We start from the raw sequence: 21703 nt of genomic DNA on the forward strand, positions 1-21703 counted from the left end.
CTTCATTTATTTGATTTCAGATAATGGAGGCGAAGACAATGACAGCCTTAATTCAAATTGAGCATGTTAGTAAATTCTATTATATGGGCGGGGAGACAATCCGCGCCCTAGACGACATTTCATTAGACATCGCACAAGGTGAGTTTGTTGCTATTATGGGGCCGTCGGGGTCTGGAAAGTCCACGCTGATGAATATCATCGGCTGTTTGGACGTTTCGGACGAAGGTCTGTATGTGCTCGATGGGAAGCAGATTCATTCGCTGAAGGATTCACAATTGGCTGAGATTCGGAATCGAAAGATTGGGTTTGTTTTTCAGAACTTCAACTTGCTGCCGAGATTAAGTGCTTATGAAAATGTAKAGCTACCATTGATTTATCGGGGATTATCGAGGAAACAGAGGGAGCCGCTTGTTTTGCAAGCGTTGGAATCGGTCGACTTGCTGGATCGCCGGAAGCACTTTCCTTCGGAGCTTTCTGGTGGGCAGCAGCAACGGGTTGCTATTGCCCGGACGTTGGCTGGTGACCCACCGATCATCTTGGCAGATGAGCCTACGGGAGCGCTGGATTCGAAGACGGGTGTGGAGATCATGGATATTTTCAGGCGGTTAAATGAGGAGGGGCGGACGATTATTGTGATTACGCATGATCGACAGGTTGCGGAGCAGACGAAACGGATTGTGCAGTTTAGGGATGGGCGGTTGGTGCATTGAGTACGGAATGTATTAGTGAAATTTAAACATCAGAATTGATATTACTTACACTGTAAACCCGTTCAAATTGCGCGGGTTTATTCTTGATGTATAAATGTATCATACGAAAAAGTCAGATAAAAATAGTGTGATGATGATCTTTATTAATCAAGGAAAATTATCAACAAGTTCTCTTTCAGCCTTGCTGTAAGCTTCTCGTAGTCCTCAAGGAGGTACTTCAGGTTTTGCCTTTCTTCCTGCTCGCAAGTGGTACGTCCAATGGAACGATGGGATACAGCAAGTAGTAGAGCCGCTTTCTGTAGACTGCTGGAACCGCCGGCACGTTTCATATGCATCCGCCAACCTACTCCTCGCCGGTCTCGACGTTGACCATTGTGTAGCGGTAGGGTCCGCCTTCGCGGACGTCGAAGGAGATGGACTCCAGAGGTGTCGAAGGCACAGGGTGCGGGTGATGGTGAACTCCGGTGCGGATGTGGACATGTTCATGTTCATTGTTCGAGTGGCTCGGTGCGCATCGACAGGGTCCGCCACTGTGCGTTCGATCAGCCCTGCTCGCTCCAGCACATTGAGGTGCTGGGAGATCGCGGGTGCGCAAATCTCGAAGGGCTCGGCGATCTCCCCGACTGTCGCGGGCCTCTGTGACAGCCTGGTCAGGATGTTTCGGCGTGTCGGATCGGCGAGCGCAATATCCTGCTGCTTCATCACTTAGTCCCCGATGAAACGCCGGTACTCCCGTTTGCTCGGCACGGAGCCCACCTACTCCAGAATCATGTTGTCCGCATCGAATTGCCCGGAGTTTTTGATATAGTATTTATCCTCCATTTCATTGTAAAACATCATTTTATCTTTTGACATGCAAATTGTTTATAGAAACCATATCCTTTATTTCATATCCTCACAAAAACAGACCTCTTCCGGGTCCGCTGGAATAAAAGGAGCATCACTCTTTATATTTTCCCGGAGTAACTCCCTCATATTTTTTAAAACTGCGTATCAACGCATTGCTGTTTAAATACCCTACTTTGACAGCCACGTCGGAGATATTGAGTTTTTCGTCCCTTAATAACACTTTCGCTTTTTCTAACCTTACCTTATTGATATAATCCGGCAAGGTTTCTCCGGTTTGTTCTTTGAAGAGCTTGGACATATAACTGGGAGTAATTCCTAGATTTTCTGCAATCATCGCTACATTTAAAGTAACTTCTCCATAGTGGGTGTTAACAGACTCGATGATACTCCTGCTCAATTCGTAGGAACGATTACCGGTTTTTGACTGTATGCGTTTACATACTGATGATAGTGTATTGGTAATTTCCGCCTGCAGTTCAGCTAGGGTTTCACATACAAACAATTTTTCCACCGGTTCAGCAGCAGATATTTCTTTTACTGTTTTTACGACTGTACTTGCAAGGTCAAACATAAAATACCTTGTCATTTCAGCAGTGGGAGTGCCGTCAATAAAGTTGGAGCGAATAATGTCATCAAGTAATTGCTTTCCTTTTTCAAACTCTCCGGATTTGATGCAATTCACTAATTTTTGCTCTTTTTCACGAGGGTAGAAATAATCTCTGACATTATATTTCAGACTTTGGAAGCTGATGATCTTTCCGTTACCGGCAATCAATTTGTATTCCAGGGCTTCTACGGCTTCCTGATAGGCTTCCTGCATACCATGGATACCCGTGTGGGCATCGCTGATGGAAACTGTAAAGATCATATTGTAATATTTTCCAAAAAAGTTTTGCAGCTCTTCTGTAATGTTTACCAATTCCTGCACATGATCTACCGCTTCAGGATCCTGCAGGTTCACTAGGAATACTATTTTCTCATCAATCTCTGTAACAAAATTCTTATACCTTTGTCCCAAGAGCTCCTCGAAAACATTGGTGATCACAAAGCTGGGGAGCTTTGACTTCGCTTCAAAATCATCTCCAATCCCTAAGGAAATAAGCTTGCCCTTATCTTCTATGGAGAGGAGCACTACTATAAAATCACCGGATATAAACTGCATGTCAAGAGCGTAAAATGCATTATGATGTACAGATATATTGCCAAACTTCCCCTTTAAAAGCTTATGCAGAAAATCCGCTCTCACAACACTGCTTTGCTGTTTAAGTTTCAGGTTTATTTTTTCCTTTTCTTGAAGAGCATCCTGGATTGCCTCATAAATAAACTGATATTCATTACCGGATCTGTCATAAGAGTTCTTTATTTTCCCATTTTGGACGATACGGATGAGATTACGAACCGGATTATAATTACGCCAGGTAAGTAATACCGATACTGCTCCTCCAAAAATTAAACATAGTATAATGCTTGCAATCATTAATTTTTCTGTAAACTCACTTTTTTCCATCACAATCTCTCGCCGAACAATGGAAACATACTTTAGCTTGGATACATCGGATTTCGTATAGGATATGATTAACGAATCCTTTCCTTGTCCTTTCACCAGCATATTATTGCTATCGTTCAGCTCTTCCACCTGTAAGATGTCCGATAAATGAAAAGAAGCAGTCGACGCAAGAATGTTGTTATCCTTGTCTAAAATAAAGATACTTCCATACTGCGCCGATTGTATATTTTGAATCATTTCAGTAAATCGTTCTTTATTTAACAGGATGACGATTGTGGCAAGAGACTTCTCCGAATTTGATATTGGGATTGAACGCATGTAAGCGAGCGCTCCGGAATTCTCACTTGAGTTTGTCTTATTGTCTATTGATATATATCTGCCGCTGTACGTATTTTGAAGAGTATCTATCCATTGTTCATACCTTATGTCTTTATTGACAAGAAAAGAGTACATATAATTACTCCTTGAAGCTGCTGTTGAAGAAATCACAGCATCCAAGTTTTTAAGGTACACATAAAAATTATCAATGTAGCCATTCGTTATATTCATCCTTTTGAAATCTTTTACGATCTCAGAAACCTCATACTGTTTGTTATTCCAGTTCGTTTCCTGCGAAGTGGCCAGCAATTGAATATCCGGGTTAAAGGCAATATCAAAACTTAAGCGCTCGGCATCCTTTAAGATGTTGTCCATATTCAGCTGAACTTGTTTCAGCATAGCAAGATTTGCCCTGTTTGTTTCTTGCTCAATGGTCCTTACAGTAACAAAATAAACGATTCCAGTGAAAATGGTAGGAATTAACAGAATCAAAATATAAGATAAAATTTGGGTGAAAATGATACTATTTCTAGTGTTCAAAACTCTCTTTACGTTCATGAGATCCCCCTCATTATTATGATTAGTGAGTTCGGGTAACAAAATTCCGCACAGAAGGAGGGTACCCGGATCTTCAGCCACATTCGAAGGTTCGTCTCCATGCTCCGCAAGCAGGGATTACCAGTCTTGGAGAGTTTACGTTCCTAAATAGTATACTACAATACATTATAAATGAAATTCCATAATTTTCCCGCAGGCTTTATAAGACCATCTATGGCCTACAACTTGGAGCATGCCCTTCCTGTGCTGCCTGACTGGCGGCACTCCGGCAGTGCCGTAGGAAGCAGACATCGTTAGGCGTTGCACCGTTTTTTGTTTTTTGATGATGATTTGCTCAAATTTGATATTGGTTTTGGGGATTTTGAATACGCATTCTGTTGGATGGAGATTGATTTACGGTTGATAGAAATACTACACTTGCCCTAGCAATTGTAATTGTTGATGTAGAGTGAATGCTTGCAGTCAGGTTACAATTGCGTGTGGCAAAAACATGAAATTTATGGGGAGGAAAAAGTGTTGAAAAGTAAAAAGGTTTTTAACAAGATGACGACCGGTTCCCTCTTGATAGCGCTTTTAACATCTGTGATGATGACAGGATGTGGAGAGGCGGAAAAAGGGGCTGAAACAACGAATTCGACTTCGACGGATACCGCAATAAAATTACCTTTTGAGAAAACGGTAACATTCCGCGTCTGGGATCCCCTGATGAGTACTTCTCTTTCGGTGATGAAGAATTATGCCGAATCCGCACTGAACAAAGAGCTGGAGAAGAGGCTAAATGTTAAGATTGAATATATCCATCCTACAGAGGGCTCGGCGAAAGAACAGTTTAATCTTATGCTTGCGTCCGGCGATATACCGGATTTTATTGTGGGTACCTTTGGAGACTATCCTGGAGGAAGGACAAAAGCCTACGAAGACGGGATACTGGTTGACATCAAGAATGAAATCCCTAAATATGCACCAGATCTTGCCAAAATCTATAAAGCCTATCCTAATTTATTAATGGATGTAGAGACAGAGGATGGAAAGCAGTTTTATGTCCCTTTCCTCAAGGGTGATGAGAGTATCTACACTTTCTTTGGAGGCTTTATGCGTAAAGACTGGTTGAATGATCTGGGACTGCAAGTGCCGGAAACCATCGACGAAATGTATACCGTATTGAAAGCCTTCAAAGAAAAGAAGGGGGCAACCGCGCCTTTTACCGGAAGTGTCGGAAATATTAAAGGGACCTACTTTACCGGAGCATGGGGGATTAGCCAGGATCACTTTATTGAGAATGGCAAGGTCGTATACGGAGCGATTGACCCAAGGTTCAAGGAATATACCAAGACCATGGTAAAATGGTATAAGGACGGTCTATTAGACCCCGAATTGGCTACGAATAATTCCAAGACGATCGATGCCAAAATTACTGGAAATCAAGCTGGTGCAACCGTTGGAAACACGGGTTCAGGTCTGGGCAAATACTTGCCGTTGATGGCGAAGAAAGATCCGAAATTTGACCAGGTCGCCATGCCGTATCCCGTACTTAAGAAAGGTGACTTCAATCCCTTTATGCCGAAGGACGGCCCCACCGTCAGCAACGGTGCATGGAACATTACCAGCACAGCTAAGAAAAATCTGAAGGAAGCACTCGCATTCTTGAATTATGGCTATACGAAGGAAGGATCCATGCTCTATAACTTCGGCATTGAGGGCGTCAGCTATAAGATGGATAATGGGTATCCCAAATATACGGAGCTGGTTACGAATAATCCCAACGGACAGCCTATCGCAACCATGGGAACATTTTATACCCGCGCCTTTAAAGACGGACCCTTTGTACAGGATAGGAGGTATTTTGAACAGTACATGGCGTTGCCACAGCAACAAGAGTCACTTAAAACCTGGACCAAATATGCGGAGCAGGTCACCAAGGCCAATAAAAACTATAGAGGGAATTTGACTCCAGATGAAGTCTCTCAAACCACTACCAAACAAAATGAAATTAATACGTATAAGGATGAAATGTTCCTGAAGTGGCTTATGGGGAAAGAAGATGTGGATGCTACTTGGGATAAATATGTGGAGCAAATCAAAAAGCTAGGTATTGAGGATATCAACAAAGTTAGACAGGGCGCCTATGATCGGTTCATTAAAAAATTCCCGCAGGCATTAAATCCGCATTCGTTTAATATCAGCGACATCTTTGCTAAATAGCATGATTGAAATGGGGGAAGAAATTCCCCCATTTCACCATACAGGGAGGTTCCAATAGTGCCAGAAGTAAAGATGCAGCCGCAACATTTGATATACAACAAGCCAAGCCTCATTCAGGCAATAAAAAAAGATTATAAAAAAAATAAATGGTTGATATTGATGGCCCTGCCCGTAGTAGCCTGGTATATCTTGTTTCACTACGTTCCAATGTACGGGGTCATCATCGCGTTTAAACAATTTAGCCCCGTAAAAGGAATCTGGGACAGTAACTGGGTAGGACTAAAACATTTTCATGATTTCTTTAACAGTATCTCCGCATGGAGAGTCATCCGAAATACCTTATTAATCAATTCCTATCAGCTTATCTTTTCTTTTCCGGCACCTATTATTTTGGCGTTATTGCTTAATGAAATCAAAAGTAAATATTTTAAAAAGACGATCCAAACCGTTACCTATTTACCACACTTTGTTTCAACGGTGGTTATCTGTGGCATGATTATTGATTTTTTCGCAAAAGGCGGCCTGATCAATGATATTATTGCTTATTTTGGAGGCTCTCGAACGATCTTTCTTGTTGAAGCAGGATGGTTTAGGACAATTTATGTAGGTACAGGCATCTGGCAGGGCGTAGGTTGGGGGTCGATTATCTATCTCGCTGCCCTCACCGCTATTGACACGGAGTTATATGATGCGGTAACCATTGACGGAGCCGGAAGGTGGAAACAGTTTGTCCATATCACTCTACCGGGAATTGCTCCCACAATCGTGATCCTGTTGATCATGAATTTTGGCCATATGATGAGTGAAGGATATGAAAAAGTCATATTGCTTTATAATCCCAGTACTTATGAAACAGCGGATATCATTTCATCCTATGTGTACCGACGTGGATTGGTGGAGGCAAATTACAGCTTCAGTGCAGCGGTGGGGCTATTTAACTCTGTAGTGAACCTGATTCTAATCGTAGCAGCAAACTATACAAGCCGTAAGGTTAATGAAACCAGTCTGTGGTAAGGAGTGGAAGGCATGGTTGTCAAAAAGACAGTTGGGGATTACATTTTTGATTCGGTGAATGTTATTTTATTAGCAGCTCTAGCTGTGATAACGGCCTATCCGTTTGTTTATGTTATTTTTGCATCTTTGAGCAGTGCAGATGAGCTTACAGCCCATAGCGGCTTACTTCTGAAGCCATTGGGCTTGAGTCTAAATGCTTATAAAGCTGTGTTAAAAAATCCAATCATTTATACCGGGTATATGAATACCCTCTTTATTGTAGTGGTGGGCACGGCTTACAATATTATGATGACATCCATGGGAGCTTTTGTTCTCTCCAGGAAAGATTTCTTCTGGAGAAAGCCGATTACCATCATGATTGTTTTCACCATGTTTTTCGGTGGTGGGCTGATTCCCAATTTCTTGTTAGTCAAGAATCTCGGTTTAATGGATTCATTATGGGCTTTGATCATTCCCGGAGCAATCGGAACCTGGAATCTGATTATCATGAGAACGGCGTTCCAGGGAATTCCGGACAGTTTGGTAGAATCTGCCCATATCGATGGCGCACATGATTTCACCATCCTATTCAAAATCATTTTGCCACTGGCTTTGCCAACCATTGCCGTTATGGTGCTGTATTATGGGGTAGGCCACTGGAATGCGTGGTTTGGCGCCATGATTTACTTGAGAAATCGGGATTTATGGCCGTTACAGTTGGCGCTGAGGGAAATTCTGATTTCCAACAGTACGGATGAAATGATGTCCGGAACAGTAGCACAGGACAGACAGTCAATTGGAGAAACGATCAAATATGCAACTATTATGGTTGCTACACTCMCTATCCTGGCAGCATATCCATTCTTGCAGAAGTATTTTGTTAAGGGAGTAATGGTTGGAGCGCTCAAAGGTTAAACCTGACAATTATGGCAAGAAGCGAATATATAATGTGGCTGCCATAAGATCAAATACCATCGGATTTTTATCCGATGGTATTTGATCTGGGCAGAGAAAAGTCTTGTCGAAAAATGGCTCAATCTCAACAAAACTCGAGAGTTATTCATCATTCCATGACTTGCCGCCGCCAACAACTAATGTTGAACAGACGCGTTCCGGTTGATGTCAGTAATGGCACGTGTACTTTTAGTTAAGATCAGAACTTCCTTGCGCACCTGTTTAATGGCCGTTTATTAAAACAAGAACTTTACAGAACCAATCGGCTAAACCTAAAATGTGTGCATGGAAGGGAGAGAACATCATGGGGTTGCTGAGAGATATTGTACGAAATCGTAGTCTTTATGTGATGGCATTGCCGGGTATACTTTTTCTCATTTTATTTGCCTACTTGCCGATGGCCGGTCACATTATTGCCTTCAAACAGTTCAGAATTACGGAAGGGATCTGGGGGAGCTCTTGGAACGGTTTCGAGAACTTTAAGTTTCTCTTCGGGGGTACGGAGTGGATCCGGATTACCTTAAACACACTGGGTCTTAACGCGCTTTTTATTTTTTTTGGATTGGGGACAGCATTGATCATCTCAATTCTATTAAATGAAATTCGATCGCGGATCTATAAGAAGCTAGCACAGACGTTCATCTTCTTACCGTACTTCGTATCTTGGCTGGTTGTCAGCCTGATGGTGTTCGGATTGCTGAATTCCACGAACGGCCTGGTCAATCTGCAGCTGGAGAAATGGGGTGTGACCGGCGTCGATTGGTACAGCTCGCCTTCGTATTGGCCAGCTATATTAACAATAGTTTCCATATGGAAGTTCGCCGGATACAATTCGGTCATCTTTCTGGCTGCAATCTCCGGGATACCCGATGAGTTGTATGAGAGCTCGACGATCGACGGAGCAAGTCGGTTCAAGCAAATTCTGCATATTACTCTTCCGATGATGCGCCCGACCATCATCATCCTGACATTGCTTGCCATCGGTCGGATCTTTTACGGCGATTTCGGGATGATTTACGGAATTGTCGGGGAGAATAGCCTGCTGTTTCCGACAACAGACGTTATCGATACCTATTCCTACAGGGCTTTGCGCGGGCTTGGCGACTTCGGGATGGCTTCCTCCGTATCGCTCTATCAATCCGTGATGGGCTTGATCACGATCCTCTTTTTTAATTGGATCATCAAATTATACGACCCTGATTCCAAACTGTTCTAGGAGGTGATCTGATTTGAGACGAAAGGTTTATGGACTGAACGATCGCATCCTGAGCATGTCATCGTATCTGATTACAACCATTTTCATGTTATTCTGTTTGATTCCTTTTTGGATGGTCCTTATCGGATCATTTACTGATGAGAATGCGCTTCGCGTTAATGGCTTCCAGATTATTCCGGAAAAACTGAGTTTATTCGCATACCACTTTCTGCTCAATGGAGGACAGGTTTACCGCAGCTATGGCGTTACTATTTCGGTTACGATCCTGGGAACGCTGATTGCGGTACTCATAACTTCTATGTACGCATACGTCCTTTCGCATCGCAAGGTTCGATTTCGCAACACTCTGGCTTTTCTTACTTATTTTACTATGCTGTTCGGATCAGGTTTAGTAGGGTTCTACCTGATGATCGCGAACTGGTATCACCTGAAGGACACGATCTGGGCACTCATCTTGCCTTATGTGCTAAATCCATTTAATACCTTCGTTATGGTCGCGTTCTTCCGGACAACGCCGTACGAGTTGAATGAGGCGGCTACCGTAGACGGAGCTGGKGAATACCGAACCTTTTTCCGGATTATTCTCCCCATCTCCACACCGGTGCTGGCAACCGTTACGCTTTTGTATGCGCTGCAATACTGGAATGATTGGTGGCTGGCTTTGTTATTTATCGACGATGAAACCCTGCACCCATTACAAATTATGATTCGCCAATTGATCTCCAATATTAACGCCGCATCGTACATCCAAGGTTCAGGCACAAGCTATACGCAGGCTATTCCGTCCTATGGTGTACAGCTGGCGACTGTATGTCTGACAATCGGCCCCATCGTTTTATTGTATCCATTCCTTCAACGATATTTTGTAAAGGGATTGACGGTTGGTTCGGTCAAAGGGTAAAACGGCGTTAACCGAATTCGGTTGAGCATACATGTGTGAACAAAAAAGGGAGGAAAAGCAATGAGTTACTTCAAGTCTAAAGAAAAGAGCAGGCTGCTCATGTTCGTTGTCCTGATTCTTGTTTTATCGAGTATCCTATCCGCCTGCAGCGGGAACAACAACGAAGGAAAATCAACAACGAACGGCGGAAATGCCGGAGAAACGGCGGCTAAAGGGAACGGCAGCGGGTCGAAAGCGCTAGACCCTGTTACGCTCAAAATCTATATTCCTGGCGACCGTCCGAAGAAGATGAACGCTGTCATTGCGGAAGTTGAGAAACGGATGGCTTCGACGATCAACGCTAAGCTGGATATTACTTTCATTCCTTGGTCTGATTTAGACAGCAAGACTTCGGTGGCGCTCGCCTCCGGCGAGAGTATTGACCTCATTTTCGACGCGCCATGGCTCCACATGAACAAAATGGTTTCTTCGAACGCTTATGAGCCGCTGGACGAATTGTTGAAGCAGTACGGGCCCAATATCATTAGCACTCGCCCCCAAGACATGTGGGATGCCAACAAGTTTGAAGGCAAGGTGTACGGAATTCCGCTAGGTATCTCGCATTACCAAATCCGTGGCATTTATATTCGCAAAGATTTACGTGAGAAATATGGGTTAGGAAAGATCAAAACCTTCGAGGATTTCAATGCTTATTTGTATAAAGTGAAAGAGAACGAGAAGGGCATGAGTCCTCTTACTACGATGGTAGATACGGACCGGATTACGAATGCTTATAAGTTCAACTACGATCCCGTCTATGACTATAAACAAGAAATCGCACAGCTGTTCCCGTTCCTATACAAGAAAAATAACAACGGCAAAATCTACAACATGCTCGAAGAGAAAGACGCCGGAATTTGGGCAGGCATCCAGAATATGCGCAAGTGGTATGAGGATGGCATCATCAACAAAGATAATTTGGCTGTAAAAAACGAACAGGATCTGTTCATGAACGGTAAAACTGCAGCGATCACCATTGCGGACGTAGGCGTTAAGCAAAATATGCAAGACGCGGTGAAGAAGCTCGGCGGCGAAGTAGAGTGGCTGACGCTGCTAGACCCGTCTCAGAAATACGTTTCCGATTTCAAACAATGGAACTTTATCAGTATTCCAAAGACAAGCAAGAATAAAGAACGGTCCATCAAGTTCCTTGACTGGGCGAATCAGAAGGAAAATTATGATCTGCTTAGTTATGGCATCGAGGGACAAGATTGGGAAGCGGTAGGCAAGGATGGCTATAAGCCGCTTAGTGCGGATTACCCGCTCTTCGGCTACGACTGGATATGGAATCCGACATTGGAACGCTATAATTCTACATTATCAGAAGAAGATTTGAAGTGGTGGAGATGGACGAAAGATTCAAAAAATTTCATCAAATCTGTGGATGCAGGTTTTACATTCAATCCTGATCCGGTCGCCCAGGAAGTGGCGACGCTGAAAGCCAATTCATTCGTCTATCCGATTCTGCTCGGCGGGCTTGATCCCAACAAAGGGATGGAGGAATTCAAATCTAAGTTAGGCAACACGCTTAAAAAAGTTCAAGACGAGTATCAAAAACAACTAGACGCTTATATTTCCCGTCATTAAGCTAACTGCAGGCTGCTATCGCGCCCGAAGCTGTAACTGCTTCGGCGCGATGCGGCTATCCGTATAAACGATGAAGGAGAACAAGATGAGAATAGGCAGACTAGAAGAGAATCCGATTATTTCGACTAACCATGTGAAGCCCAGTAGACCCGATTTTAAAGTCGTCGGCGTGTTCAATGCCGGGGTGGCTGCCATCAATGACGAGATCGTCTTGCTGCTCCGAGTTGCGGAGATGCCCGTCCATGTGCCGGGAAACTATATAGCCGTACCCGTATTGAACGAGCAGGATGGGACGCTCGAGATCAAATATCTGAACAAGAACGATCCTAGATATAACTATGAAGATTCGCGTGTCGTGAAAGAACAAGGACGGTACGCTTATTTAACCTCGATATCGCATCTGCGGGTTGCGCGAAGCAAAGACGGAGTCCGGTTCGTTATCGACGAGCATCCGTCGTTGTTTCCGATTGATGCCGAGGAGACTTGGGGTATCGAGGATCCGAGGATCACTCAGCTGGGCAATCGTTATTACATCACTTATAGTGCCGTATCTCCCAAGGGCGTAGCGGTAAGATTGGCGGTAACGGACGATTTTCATAACTTTGAGAGACTTGGATTAATTCTGCCGCCGGAAAATAAAGACGTTGCGATCTTTCCTGGTAAAATTGAAGGCAAGTACTTTATGCTGCATCGTCCTGTCCCGAAATCAATCGGTTCGCCGGAGATGTGGATTGCGGAATCTCCGGATCTGATGCACTGGGGAAATCATCGGTTCCTGATCGGCTTAAGTGAGCAAAGCTGGGATAACGGGAGAATCGGCGGAGGCGCGGTACCCTTTCTAACGAATGATGGGTGGCTTGAGCTGTATCATGGAGCCGATGTGAACGATCGATACTGTATGGGAGCAGTACTGCTGGATAGGAAGGATCCTGGGAAGGTGCTTGCCAGGTCCCGTGTTCCGGTCTTGATGCCCGAAACGGATTATGAGATGAACGGATTCTTCGGCGGTGTCGTGTTTTCCTGCGGCGTGTTGCTGATGGATCAAACCGTACGCATGTATTACGGTGCGGCGGATGAGGTGATGGCTTGCGCGGATCTTTCTCTCGAGGATATTTATCGTACGTTCTGAATTTCATCATTGTAAAAACCAGAACTATCGAAAACCGAGCCTGCTGGGTACAATAGAGTTATTCCAACAGGTGTGAGGGACTATTATGCGTAGAATAAAAAGACTGAAATGGTCTCTTCATAAAACATATCTCCGAGTGTTTGCCACATTCGCGATCCTCTTTACGATTATCGTAACTGTCTTTTCATTGTACCTTGTCCAAATTTTTTCTATGTCTGCGCGTGAGGAAATCGACCAGGCTGCCCAAACCCAGCTCGGCCAAATCATTGAAAACACGAAGTTTACCCTCTATAAGCTGCGCCTCTATGGAATGAGGATGTATGAGGACGAGACTGTACAAGGATGGTTCACGGATTACGATGATCCTCAACTGCTTGTCAGGTTGAACAATAATATCAAGAAATATATCTCTTCAGAACCCTTTATCTATAATATCGATTTGATCAGCACTTCCGGAAAGCGCGTGTTGACCTCGCGCGAAGCCATGTTCGATTATAGTGAATTCTATGATCAGCCACTGCTGCAGGAAATAGTTGAAGGTTCCGAACCGTATCTTCGATTTAGCAGACATGATTATCTTTCGGAATCCTTCATTAAACTGGCTGTCCGCGCGATAGGTTTAAAGAAGCCTGAAGGTTATTTGATTATGCTGCTTGATCAGAAGTTGTTTGAACGCTATGTCATGCAGTCAAACGATCAAAGCTTAGTGAAAATCATCATAACCGATCCTTCTAGCAATCCGATCATCGGTGAAGTGCCGGAGAATTTGGCGCAAGCGATTCCAGATAAATCGCAAGCCGAGACGGGAACGTTCGGATGGGAGAACGGCAAGCAAAAATGGACCGTTCGGTACAGCAAAATTGATCCGGAGGGCTGGACGGTCTACCAATTCATGCCTTGGGAGATGTGGAAGAGCAAAGTATCCCATTTGAGGAATGTGATTCTGCTTTCTGCGGGCGGAATGTTTTTACTGACTTTGTTTTTTGTGTTCTGGATCTCAAGAAGAAATTACTTGCCATTCAGCGACCTGGTCGGCTTGCTTCATAAGAATGAGGGCCGACATGACGACGCGATTCGCGATAAAGCCGAATATGAATTGATCCGAAGCGGCATTCGCAAGCTGGTCGTTCAAGTCGAACAAATGGATCAGTCGATTAAGTCCAGCCAACACATTATTCGGGAAGATCTGCTTAGGCAATGGGTGCAGAACGGAAACTTGCCGGAATTGACGCTCGTTTCCCTCCGGCAATTGACCCCGATCGCCGGCGCCCGAAGATTGAGACTTGCGGTCGTAAGGATCGAATCGTACCCTTCCTTCGAAGAGGAATATACGTATTATTCTCGCAGGCTGCTTAAATACGCAATGGGTAATATCGTAGAAGAGACGATGCGGAATCGCCGAATTACAGCAGCATCGATAGACTTTAAAGACGACCATCTCGTCGTTCTTATGGCGGATCCGACGGATGATGGCGAGTCTCGCGCCGCTTTGGCGGAAGCGAAAGAGAATGTGAGCCGCTATCTCAACATCAATTGCGTATGCGCGTTTTCAACAACCTTCAAGGATTCCTTTGATCTGAACGCGCTATACCGTGATGTGCTCGAGATTTCTTACATCAAGTTTTTAACCGGAGAAGAGAAGATTTATGATCATTCGGACCGTCAGTCTTTGCTGGGAAAATCATCGGAGGATATTCCGAACGACTTAATCAAAACCTTGATCCAGACAGTCAATAAAGGCAATGAAGCTGAGACGGCGAAAGTGATGGATGATATTTTTCAATGGCTTCGGCAATTGCCTTTCGAGGAGTGCAAATTCCATCTAGCCCGTCTTATGTATGAAATCGCGAAAACTTTCCTTCAAACGGATACTCTTCAGAATTGGCAAGGGATTAATCTGAAGCTTGAACAGTATGGCAGTTTAAATGAAGTGAACGAGTGGCTGAGGAAAGAAATCCAAGTCGTGCAAGAGAAGGTAAAGAAACCTGGCCGGGAGAAGCGCAAAGAGGATGTAGCTGCAGCTGTCGTCAATTTCGTCAACCAAAATTTGCACAATCCTATCCTCTCGATCGAAGACATCAGTTTGCACATCGGGCTTTCGCCGAACTATGTGCGGACCATATTCAGGGATACATTGCAGGTGAGCTTGTCGGATTTCATTCTTGTACAGCGCATTGAAAAGGCGAAACAGCTGCTCCATTCCACCGAATGGCCGGTATCGCAAATAGTTGAGGCAGCCGGGTTTCAAGCGAAAAGCCATTTCTTTACGGCATTTAAGAAAGCGACAGGCATGACGCCCAAGCAATTCCGCGAAACAACGGAAGAGTTGAATTAAACCACTTGCGAGATCTTCATTAGAACAAAAGTATCTACACCATGGGCTTCTTCAATCCATTAAATAGAAATCGTTAACTACTACTTTTGAGCTTGAAAAAGGAGAGCCATAGAATGGATAACCAAATACAAAGGTTTAAGAGGTGGATATGTCTTACTACTGTTTGTTTATTGATATCATCGATATTCGTATACTCGCCCGTATCGGCGAGCACTCCCGAAGAGACGAATGCTTCCCAAGAGGTCGATGATATGAAAATGATGAAAAAGCGTATGGTTGATTTTTACATCTCCAAAGATATCATAAACGATGGAACGAACGGTCGAGTCGAATGGACCTTCAAATCACAGGCTGGCACTTACTTATCCAATCAAAACCCGGATGGAAGCTGGGGGGATGTCGATTACACGAGTACAACTTCCGCCGCCAATGGGAGAGGTTGGTCACCCTACCTTGCATTAGATCGGATGCAATCGATGGCTCAGGCGTTTGCTGACCCCAATGATCCAAACTATCATAGTGAAGCGCTGCTAGGTGGTATTAAAAAGGCGCTGAACTATTGGTTTACGGTAAAGCCGACTTCAACCAACTGGTGGGAGACCGGAATCGGTAAACAATTAAGGTTGGGAAAAATTGCACTTTTATGCGAAGGCTATTTAACTGCAGAGCAAGTTTCCAATATTATAGGCACGTTAGACAGCAACCCTCACACTGTCGATGGAGCCAACTCGTCTTGGTACAATCAAAATTATATGTACCGCGGCTTATTGCTGGAGGATGCTCAGATCGTTCGGAACGCCGTGAATGCATTTAACGTGCTGTCGAATGTGACGACGACTGTGACGGGAATCCAGTCGGACATGTCTTTTTTCATGCATGGCAAAACGAATTATACGACGGGCTACGGAAGAAGCTTTGCCAGAGATATGTCATTCTGGGCGTACATTACTTCGGGTACCGTGTTCTCGTACAGCAAGGCAGCGATTGATTCGTTATCTTCATACTTGTTGGACGGCACCAGGTATCTCGTGAGAGGTGATGTTGCCGATCTGGGCATGGGGATGAATGGACCTGATTGGCCGGGTTATCCGAGCGCGGCTTTGACCTTCTATGAAGATCCGCTCTTGTGGATGCAGATGGCCAATCCAATGAGGGCTGGGGAGTTTGCGAGTTTCCTAGACAATATTCGCAACTTCGGCACGAGCACGAGCAACGGACAGAACTCCAACAATATGACGCAATGGCAGACGCTTGTTTCCTCACATATGCGAAATGGCTACGGAATTACGGTCAAGATGTCTTCCAGCACGGTTAAAGGAGGCGAATGGAGAACGATTAATCCAGGCGGATTTAACCTTCTGTACTGGACGCCGCAAGGAGCCACCGCCATTCAGAGAACCGGCGACGAATACAGACCCATATATCCGCTGATGGATTGGGCCCATGTTCCCGGTACGACGGCCCCCTACGCACTCACGAAAGACGGGAACTTCAACAACCCCAAAACGTATGTAGGCGGAGTGACTAATGAGCGTTATGGGGCCACCGCGTATGATTTTAACAAGCTGAATACAAGCGGAAAGAAAGGCTACTTCTTTTTCGATAATGAAATGGTGGCGCTTGGTGCAGGAATCGCTTCGACGAACAACGCTCCTATCCACACGACATTGAACCAAAGTCAAGCGATAGGCGATATTCTCGTAGATGGCAATCCGATAGCAGACGGAACGATGCAATCAAACGGACGCTGGGCATATAACGATAATATCGGCTATATATTCCCGAATCCTACGGATTTTCAAGTAAAACGGGAGACGAAAACCGGAAGCTGGAGCGACGTGATTTCGGGAAGTTCACCGGAACCGATCACCAAATCGATTTTTTCCATTTGGCTTGATCATGGCGTGAAACCCACAAACGCCTCCTATCAGTACATTGTATTGCCAAACAAAACTTCTGAAGAGGTCGGCAGCTACGCGAGCGACAACCCGATAAGTATTCTTTCGAATACCTCATCCGTCCAGGCTGTCCGGCATCAGACTCTGAGAATTGCGGAATTGCTGTTTTATCAACCCGATACGGTGACGGTGAGAGGCGGTTTGACTGTCACGGTAGATAAACCCGCCATGGTAATCATTGACGAATCCGCAGAGCCTGTTCGTATCTCAGTTGCCAATCCCGAAACACCGGGGATTACAGTGAAAGTGACGCTGGATCGAAACGGAGAAAAATCCACGACAAGCTATAGACTCGGCAAGGATACGTTTACCGGTCGAAGCATTACTATAAACGAGGGAACCTCCATCGACGACAGCGGATTCGATCTCGCTTACGATAAAGGCTCGACCGCTTCATCCAGCAAAGGCAAACAATTCGCCTCGAATGCTACGGATATTTACAGAACTTCGTATTGGGGTTCAAACGCTTCGAATAATGAATGGATTTATGTTGATTTGCAAAATCAATATACGATCAATAAAGTTAGGTTAAATTGGGAGAAGGCGTACGGGAAAAGTTATAAAATTCAAGTATCGAACGATGCTGTCACCTGGACGGACGTTTACACAACGGTGATGGGAGACGGCGGAATCGACGACATTTCTTTTGGCAAGGTTAGTAGCAGGTATGTTCGGATGCAGGGAGTTCGGCAGGGTACCGGAGATGGCTACTCACTTAATGAATTTAAGGTGTATGAAGCAGTAGCCCCCAATCTTGCGGAAGGCATGCCGGTCGTGGCAAGCTCGTCTAGAGCCGCGGACGTGAAGCCCGGTAATGCAGTCGATGGCTCATTGACGACCCGTTGGGGATCTAACTATTCCGATTCGCAGTGGATCTACGTCGATCTTGGCTCAAGCCAATCCATCCAGAAGGTCAGTCTGAGTTGGGAATCCGCGTATGGAAAGGAGTACCAAATTCAAGTTTCGGACAACGAGACGAATTGGACTACGGTTTACAGCACCACAGCCGGAGATGGCGGAATCGATGATATCTCCTTTGAACCTGTGAATGCAAGATATGTTCGGATGTATGGCACGAAAAGAGCGACCACATACGGCTACTCGTTCTGGGAATTTAAAGTGTACGGTACCGAGACCGTACAAATGGTTCCCGCTCGGATCGAACTTCAAGCAACGCCGTCTTCCGTGACGGTCGGAGGCGAAGTGTCTGTTACGGGAGTCGTCTACGACGGCGACGATCTTCCGGTCCCCGGCGTGGAGGTCGAATTAGCGGATTCGTCGGACAGCTTCGACGCTAAAGCTGTAACGGATGCGGACGGCCGATTCGGCACTGTCTTTACGGCGCCGCCCGTTGCGGGAGACGTGACGATTACGGCCGCCTTGCCCGCAAGCCCGTCCGTGACGGGGGCGATTACGTACACAGCCTACTTTATTCCGGATGTTCCCGGAGTGCCGAACATTGTCACCGTGGAAGAGGGCGACGCTAAAGTCGGTCTTGGTTGGAGCCCGGTGGGCGGCGCGACGGCTTATAAAATCTATCAAAGCGTAACGTCCAGCACCTACGGAACCGAGGCCGTTACCGTTACCGGATCGATATACGGTGTCGATGTGACAGGGTTGGCCAATGGGACGACATATTACTTCGTCGTTACAGCGATGAACGAAGACGGCGAGAGCGCTGCTTCCAACCAGATCAGCGCAACGCCCAAATCGGTACCGGCAGCGCCGACGGATCTCAATGCGACAGCAGGGGACGGGCAAGTCATCATCGCGTTTAACCCTCCGGCGTCTAACGGCGGAAGCGCCGTGACCGGCTACCAGGTGATGACTTCTCCTGGAAATATACTAACATCGGGGACATCAAGCCCGATTACGGTAACGGGATTGTCGAACGGAACGACATATACATTTACGGTAAGAGCGATTAACAGCGTGGGAAGCAGTCAAGCTTCCGTTGCCTCCAATGCCGTCACGCCTAGTGCGCCGTCGTCGAGCACGACTGAAACTACCAGTTCGACTGAGAGCCAGAATCAAGGGGTGGAGATTCTGGTGAATGGTAAGGTGGAGAGTGCAGGAATTGCAACGACTACGACAAGAGATGATCAGACCGTCACGACCGTCGCGGTCGACCAGCAGAAAGTGGAGGAGAAGCTGGCGGCTGAAGGCCTGGGTGTGGTGATCACGATTCCGGTCAATACGCAATCCGACGTTATCGTTGCCGAATTGAACGGCCAGATGGTCAAAACCATGGAACAGAAACAAGCGGTCGTAGAGATCAAGACGAAGAACGCAACATATACTTTGCCGGCCAAGCAGATCAATATCAGTGCGATATCCGATCAATTTGGCCAGGACGTCACCCTGCAGGATATCAAGGTACAGATCGAAATCGGCGAGCCTGTCGCTGATATGATGAAGGTCGTGGAAAATACCGCTGCTTCCGGAAAGTTCACGCTCGTTGTGCCTCCATTGGACTTCACGGTAAAAGCGACCTCCGACAAAACGACGGTTGAGATCTCGAAGTTTAACGCATTTATTGAACGAACTATTGCCATACCGGATGGAATAGATCCCAATAAGATCACCACCGGGGCCGTGGTCGAACCTGATGGAACCGTACGTCATGTGCCGACGAAGGTCATCAACGTGGACAGCAAATACGTTGCCAAAATCAACAGCTTGACAAACAGTACGTATTCCCTTTTATGGCATCCGAAAGAATTTAAGGATGTTGCCCGGCATTGGGCGAAGGAAGCCGTCAACGACCTGGGTTCCCGAATGGTGATTAACGGGATAACGGAGGATCTCTTCCATCCGGATCAAGACATTACCCGAGCGGAATTTACGGCGATTATGGTTCGGAGCTTGGGATTGAAGCTCGAAAGCGGTAATGCCTTATTTGCAGACGTGAAGCCTTCGGATTGGTTCAGCAGTGCGGTATTGACCGCTCACTCTTATAACCTGATCAGCGGATTCGAAGACGGAACGTTCCGCCCGTCAGAGAAAATAACGAGAGAACAGGCCATGATCATCGTGGCGAAAGCAATGGCTTTAACGAATCTGGCAGAGAAGCCTCCGAACCGTTCGGCAGATGAAATGCTGAGGCCATACAATGATTCGCAAAATGTATCGGCATGGGCAAAGAATGGGGTCGCCGACAGCTTGAAAGCCGGACTTGTTTCTGGACGAACCGAGAGCCTGCTGGCTCCGAGAGCATACATTTCGAGAGCGGAAGTTGCGGCGCTTATCCAGCGCTTGCTTCAAAAATCGGAATTGATCTGATCGCATGAGCGGCAGCCGGACAGAGGATCCGGCTGCCATGTTTTGTATTTACGATTAACTCGCCTCTATTCATAAACTAGTATTTTCGTTACGGATAATTGCGGATTCGAGCAAACAGGTGAAAAATCGTTGTGCGCAAATAAGCCATCACTGTGGCCTCGGAAACAACCGTCTTGGAAGGCGGTCATGGGATCGCTTGATGGGGTTATTTTTCTATCCAACTATTTTTCGACACGGTTACCATTCGTAAGTTGGATGACTCCACTACAATCCAATATATTTAGTCGGGGAGATCCCCTCTATTTTCTTAAAGTACTTACTGAAATAAAACATGTCGCCAAAACCAACTAATCTTGCAGTATCCGTTACGGAGCAGCCGGTTTCCAGAAATTCTTTTGCACGGGCGATCCGATATTTGATAATAAACTCAAAGGGAGTTTCTCCTGTTGTTTCCTTGAAGATATGCCMTAGATGGGAGGGGCTGATTTGTATACTGCCGGCCAGCTCATTTAGGGTTAACTTTCGGGTATAGTTTGCTGCAATATAGTTGATTACTTTCTCCACTTTATGAATAGAGCTGTAATTTATGGTGTTATTATCTATGTATTTAGAAATAAGAAGAAGGATTTCCATGAAGTCGGCGCGGCATCTGAACGTCCGATTCTCGTGTCCCGATGACCAATGTCGCATGAACTCTTCAAATAATTCTTTCAAACGACGGAATAGATACCGGTCCTGAATATGGCTGTGAGGCGGAAAAGGAAGTGCAACATCAAGATTGACCCAATTGCCGTTCTCCATAATAGGACAGGCATATTGAAAGTCAATGGTATAACATTTCACAAGACTATTTGGATTCGTATCGCCCCTTCTCATGTCGCCGGGTTTAAAATAAACAATATCTCCGCTTGTGGCTTTAAACTCAGCATCATTACAAAGGAGATTGGCTTCACCATCAATGATCAACATTAGATTATGATGATGAAAAACAGCATGAGGAATTTTCCAGGAAGGGGTAGCGTACCGTTTAATAGCCAGGTAAAAATGTGGAACCATGGCGTTTAAAACATCGGTAGTCTTCAAGCCATCACACCACCAAATAATCAGTATATATTACAAATCGAATCATATCATACATGCCTTGAACACTCAATATGTGCTACGA

Annotated in this window: 13 protein-coding genes and 1 pseudogene; 10 read left to right on the forward strand and 4 right to left on the reverse strand. The window is 45.4% G+C overall.

Going from position 1 to position 21703, the window contains the following annotated elements:
• Positions 1-38 precede the first annotated feature (38 nt).
• Entirely contained in the window at positions 39-710 is a 672-nt protein-coding gene (locus tag AC1DLM_RS18335) for an ABC transporter ATP-binding protein (protein ID WP_477570766.1), read from the forward strand.
• Positions 711-853: 143 nt separating this feature from the next.
• Here the strand turns inward: AC1DLM_RS18335 and AC1DLM_RS18340 are convergent, their stop codons facing one another.
• From AC1DLM_RS18340 to AC1DLM_RS18350, 3 genes and pseudogenes are all read right to left on the reverse strand, one after another.
• Positions 854-1045, reverse strand: a complete 192-nt coding sequence (locus tag AC1DLM_RS18340) for a hypothetical protein (protein ID WP_441989156.1) — start codon at positions 1043-1045, stop codon at positions 854-856.
• Between the two features lie 190 nt (positions 1046-1235).
• Positions 1236-1412 (reverse strand): annotated as a pseudogene (locus AC1DLM_RS18345) (metalloregulator ArsR/SmtB family transcription factor); the annotation flags it as partial.
• Positions 1413-1650: 238 nt separating this feature from the next.
• Entirely contained in the window at positions 1651-4023 is a 2373-nt protein-coding gene (locus tag AC1DLM_RS18350; protein WP_477570767.1) for a helix-turn-helix domain-containing protein, read from the reverse strand.
• Positions 4024-4458: 435 nt separating this feature from the next.
• On the opposite strand from AC1DLM_RS18350, the gene AC1DLM_RS18355 reads away from it, so the two are divergent.
• The 9 genes from AC1DLM_RS18355 (at position 4459) to AC1DLM_RS18395 (ending at position 20538) form a co-directional block, all read left to right on the forward strand.
• Positions 4459-6144 carry an extracellular solute-binding protein gene (locus tag AC1DLM_RS18355; RefSeq protein WP_477570768.1) on the forward strand — a complete coding sequence of 562 codons (1686 nt, stop codon included), beginning with the start codon at positions 4459-4461 and terminating at the stop codon, positions 6142-6144.
• Between the two features lie 72 nt (positions 6145-6216).
• Positions 6217-7158, forward strand: coding sequence for an ABC transporter permease (locus AC1DLM_RS18360; RefSeq protein WP_441989289.1), 942 nt, complete (start codon positions 6217-6219; stop codon positions 7156-7158).
• Positions 7159-7170: 12 nt separating this feature from the next.
• On the forward strand, positions 7171-8052 hold the full coding sequence (locus AC1DLM_RS18365) for a carbohydrate ABC transporter permease (RefSeq protein WP_477570769.1): 882 nt from the start codon (positions 7171-7173) through the stop codon (positions 8050-8052).
• 343 nt (positions 8053-8395) lie between these two features.
• The gene (locus tag AC1DLM_RS18370; protein WP_477570770.1) at positions 8396-9307 is read left to right on the forward strand and encodes an ABC transporter permease; all 912 of its coding nucleotides are present in this window, start codon (positions 8396-8398) and stop codon (positions 9305-9307) included.
• A gap of 13 nt (positions 9308-9320) precedes the next feature.
• Positions 9321-10208 (forward strand): carbohydrate ABC transporter permease, encoded by an 888-nt coding sequence (locus tag AC1DLM_RS18375; RefSeq protein ID WP_477570771.1) that lies wholly within the window; start codon positions 9321-9323, stop codon positions 10206-10208.
• Positions 10209-10268: 60 nt separating this feature from the next.
• Entirely contained in the window at positions 10269-11834 is a 1566-nt protein-coding gene (locus AC1DLM_RS18380; protein WP_441989162.1) for an extracellular solute-binding protein, read from the forward strand.
• Positions 11835-11919: 85 nt separating this feature from the next.
• Complete coding sequence (locus AC1DLM_RS18385; protein WP_441989163.1) at positions 11920-12963, forward strand: glycoside hydrolase family 130 protein; 1044 nt, start codon at positions 11920-11922, stop codon at positions 12961-12963.
• An 85-nt stretch (positions 12964-13048) separates the two neighbouring features.
• The gene (locus AC1DLM_RS18390) at positions 13049-15298 is read left to right on the forward strand and encodes an AraC family transcriptional regulator (protein WP_441989164.1); all 2250 of its coding nucleotides are present in this window, start codon (positions 13049-13051) and stop codon (positions 15296-15298) included.
• Positions 15299-15549: 251 nt separating this feature from the next.
• Positions 15550-20538: a polysaccharide lyase family 8 super-sandwich domain-containing protein gene (locus AC1DLM_RS18395; RefSeq protein WP_477570772.1), complete on the forward strand. Its 4989-nt coding sequence runs from the start codon at positions 15550-15552 to the stop codon at positions 20536-20538.
• Positions 20539-20802: 264 nt separating this feature from the next.
• Here AC1DLM_RS18395 and AC1DLM_RS18400 read toward each other — a convergent pair whose 3' ends face one another.
• Entirely contained in the window at positions 20803-21621 is an 819-nt protein-coding gene (locus tag AC1DLM_RS18400; protein WP_477570773.1) for a helix-turn-helix transcriptional regulator, read from the reverse strand.
• Between the last annotated feature and the right edge of the window lie 82 nt (positions 21622-21703).

The sequence above is a fragment of the Paenibacillus sp. 01T442 genome (genome assembly GCF_056398345.1).

Coding starts and splice junctions, on each gene's coding strand:
- AC1DLM_RS18390 (WP_441989164.1), top strand. CDS start 13,049: ATGCGTAGAATAAAAAGACTGAAATGGTCTCTTCATAAAACATATCTC.
- AC1DLM_RS18370 (WP_477570770.1), top strand. CDS start 8,396: ATGGGGTTGCTGAGAGATATTGTACGAAATCGTAGTCTTTATGTGATG.
- AC1DLM_RS18385 (WP_441989163.1), top strand. CDS start 11,920: ATGAGAATAGGCAGACTAGAAGAGAATCCGATTATTTCGACTAACCAT.
- AC1DLM_RS18380 (WP_441989162.1), top strand. CDS start 10,269: ATGAGTTACTTCAAGTCTAAAGAAAAGAGCAGGCTGCTCATGTTCGTT.
- AC1DLM_RS18395 (WP_477570772.1), top strand. CDS start 15,550: ATGAAAATGATGAAAAAGCGTATGGTTGATTTTTACATCTCCAAAGAT.
- AC1DLM_RS18340 (WP_441989156.1), bottom strand. CDS start 1,045: ATGCATATGAAACGTGCCGGCGGTTCCAGCAGTCTACAGAAAGCGGCT.
- AC1DLM_RS18360 (WP_441989289.1), top strand. CDS start 6,217: ATGCAGCCGCAACATTTGATATACAACAAGCCAAGCCTCATTCAGGCA.